2 protein-coding genes and 1 pseudogene are annotated in these 2,587 nt (G+C 33.8%); all 3 read right to left on the reverse strand.

What is annotated here, in order from left to right; translation table 11 throughout:
• Positions 1-32: 32 nt before the first annotated feature.
• On the reverse strand, positions 33-1,472 hold the full coding sequence (locus HMPREF2832_RS07050; RefSeq protein ID WP_049498176.1) for an ATP-binding protein: 1,440 nt from the start codon (positions 1,470-1,472) through the stop codon (positions 33-35).
• A gap of 101 nt (positions 1,473-1,573) precedes the next feature.
• Positions 1,574-1,843 (reverse strand): annotated as a pseudogene (locus tag HMPREF2832_RS10540) (DUF4177 domain-containing protein).
• Positions 1,844-1,848: 5 nt separating this feature from the next.
• The gene (locus tag HMPREF2832_RS07055; protein ID WP_049498175.1) at positions 1,849-2,196 is read right to left on the reverse strand and encodes a hypothetical protein; all 348 of its coding nucleotides are present in this window, start codon (positions 2,194-2,196) and stop codon (positions 1,849-1,851) included.
• Positions 2,197-2,587: the final 391 nt, after the last annotated feature.

Raw genomic sequence — 2,587 nt, forward strand, 5'->3', positions numbered from 1 at the left:
AACTGCTATAAACTGCTATAAACTGCTATAAACTATTTATCCTTTAAAGTATAGTATTGTGTCGTATCTCTTCTACCGCTACCATGCCACTCTAGAATATCTAGATCCTCCGTTAGTCTCTTTAAAATTTTAAGAGTATATGGTCTACTTTTTTGTATTAATTCCATAACTTCAGAAGTAGTGATTTTAGTGTCACGGTAAGCCAGTGTGACTACTTGCTTTTCAAGGGAATTTAGAGAGGAGAAGAGTTCAGGGGTTAGTTTTTGGCGTAATCTATCTGAAATACGTAGTTGTCGATTCAAAATGTTATTTTCTAACATAAGCAACACGCTGGAATTATTAGGTTCAGAATATTTTGGTTCATTTAAAAAGAAACTTTCCATTTCACTATAGATACGCTTTACTCCTTCATTCATTTCTTTTACCCAACCAAATTCAGATAGAATTCGTGCTATTTTTGGATTCCTAGAAAATCGTTCATTGAGTATATTTTGGATGGTAACTATATTTGGAAGTACACCAGGGCTCTTTATTTCTAAGCGATCATCAAAAAGTGTTACGGTAATATGTTGTCCGCGAATTGAGTAATTTCTATGGGTAACAGCGTTTACAACTCCTTCAAACCAAGCAAATTCAGGATATTCAGGCATTACTTGAAACCTTCCGTCTTCAACTAGGTATTGAAAATCTCTGAGCTGACTTTTTACAAAATCACGGCTTTCTGTAATAATTTTAGGAATAGCTCCATCAAATGTTTGCTCTTTGACAACATTAAAATCTTGTCCTGTTTTAGCATAAGTATCGTTATATTTAATAACTCTTAGACGAGCTTGTGGGAGAAATGCTGATGGATTGTTACCAAATAGAAGAATAGCTGCATTCGTTAATTTACCATCTCTAAGAAGTCCACGGCTTCTTAAGACTTGTTCGATAGAAATATCAGGTAAACCGATTTTGTCTTTATAACTTTGGATTAATTCACTATCTATATCATCAGTCGTTGCTCCTTCAACTATCTCATCTTCAAAATATCGTTGTCCTTTGTCATAAGTAAGTTGAAGTCGTTGTTCATGGCTTAGGGGAACTGACCTATCTCCTTGTCTTAGAAATGTCTCATCATTTGTAGAGATAATAACACGATCAACCGAAGGATTTACTGAAATCAAAAGAACACAATCTTCCTTACCACTTGAATTTATAACCGAAATGATTTTATCCGAAAATGATATAGGAGTTTGTTTAAGTTGGTATGGGATGCTTTGGAAGTCTTCAATGGGTTTTGCACGAGGGCCAGAGAATCCTGTTACTTCCCCATCGTCTTCAATTCCAATAACAAGGTGTCCGCCTTCAGCATTTGCAAACGCAATGAGGTGCCTCAGAATATCTTTTGGTTGAATACGAGCACTTTTCCGATCAAAGTATTGTCCTTCAGGTGTAGATTTTAAATAGTCGATATCAAATATTTTTTCCATTTGTTTCCTTTCTGTTAATAGATCCTTTAAATTGCCCTTAATTTTGCGCATAGTAGCTGAAAATCAGGTTAATATTAGTGGAGATAGGTTGTATAAAGGGTTTAGATAATCTTCTCACATACCATTGTAGCCTGGATACGGTCACCACCGCCTAGTCCTTTGCTCCACCATTGGCGGTGGTGACTGAATGTAGGTGATAGCCTTTTGAAGCTTGTTTATTGAAAACATCCTCTAATTCTGTAAGGTTTCCTGATCCAGTACTGAAAAAACTTTTCTTTCAAAGTTACTTGAAGGACAACGTAGTGTAGTACATTTACTCCAGATGCAGTAGAAAAGCTACCTTCTTGTTTTACAGTGTCAAAAAATCCTATAGGAGTTACCTCTTCTTAGTTATTATCTTTTTTAATAAAGATTTAGTTTTAGCTTGTGGTAATGTGTCAATGAGTTCTAGTACTAGATGTTTACTGTCGTTATCTAAAATGAGATATTTATAAACTAGATCGGAAATTTCCGTTTCTTTTAGTTCATCAAAATCTAGTAATGCATCAAATAATCGTATAAAAAAGTCGTTTTCACCAATACCTGATACAAGAGCATCGTAAGCAGGATTTCCGTGAGAATCAGTTCCGTATTTTTGATTTATACGTTGTTTTATAAGTGCAATCTTTTCAATAGTTTTTTTATTAAATTTATTCTGTTCAGTTGATTTACCTAGTTTTTTCAAGATCTTCCTCAGCATTTAGGCGTTTGATTAAATCATTACGATATTTTTCAAACTCTGCCCCACTATTAAAGGTCATAACTTCATCACCATAACCTAATAAGGAGGAAATACTAACCAAAAAAAATCAGCTAAAATCTGAGCTTTTTCTGGTTTGATAGTATGTTTATTGTTTTCCCCGTTAGATATCAACCATTTGTATATTGGTTTCTCATTTTCTTTTAGTCGTTTATTTATAATTTCGGCTAGTTAATCTTGAGTTATTCCTTACTCAGTTCTTAAAACTTTTAATCTATTTTTAATTGTTAACATTTTACCACCTCGGTTAAATTATAACCGCTAAAAAAACTTCTGTAAAGTTTTTTTATTATGTGACTTTCAGTCCGTCTCGCTC

This window comes from Streptococcus sp. HMSC073D05, from assembly GCF_001812015.1.
Taxonomy (GTDB): domain Bacteria; phylum Bacillota; class Bacilli; order Lactobacillales; family Streptococcaceae; genus Streptococcus; species Streptococcus parasanguinis_D.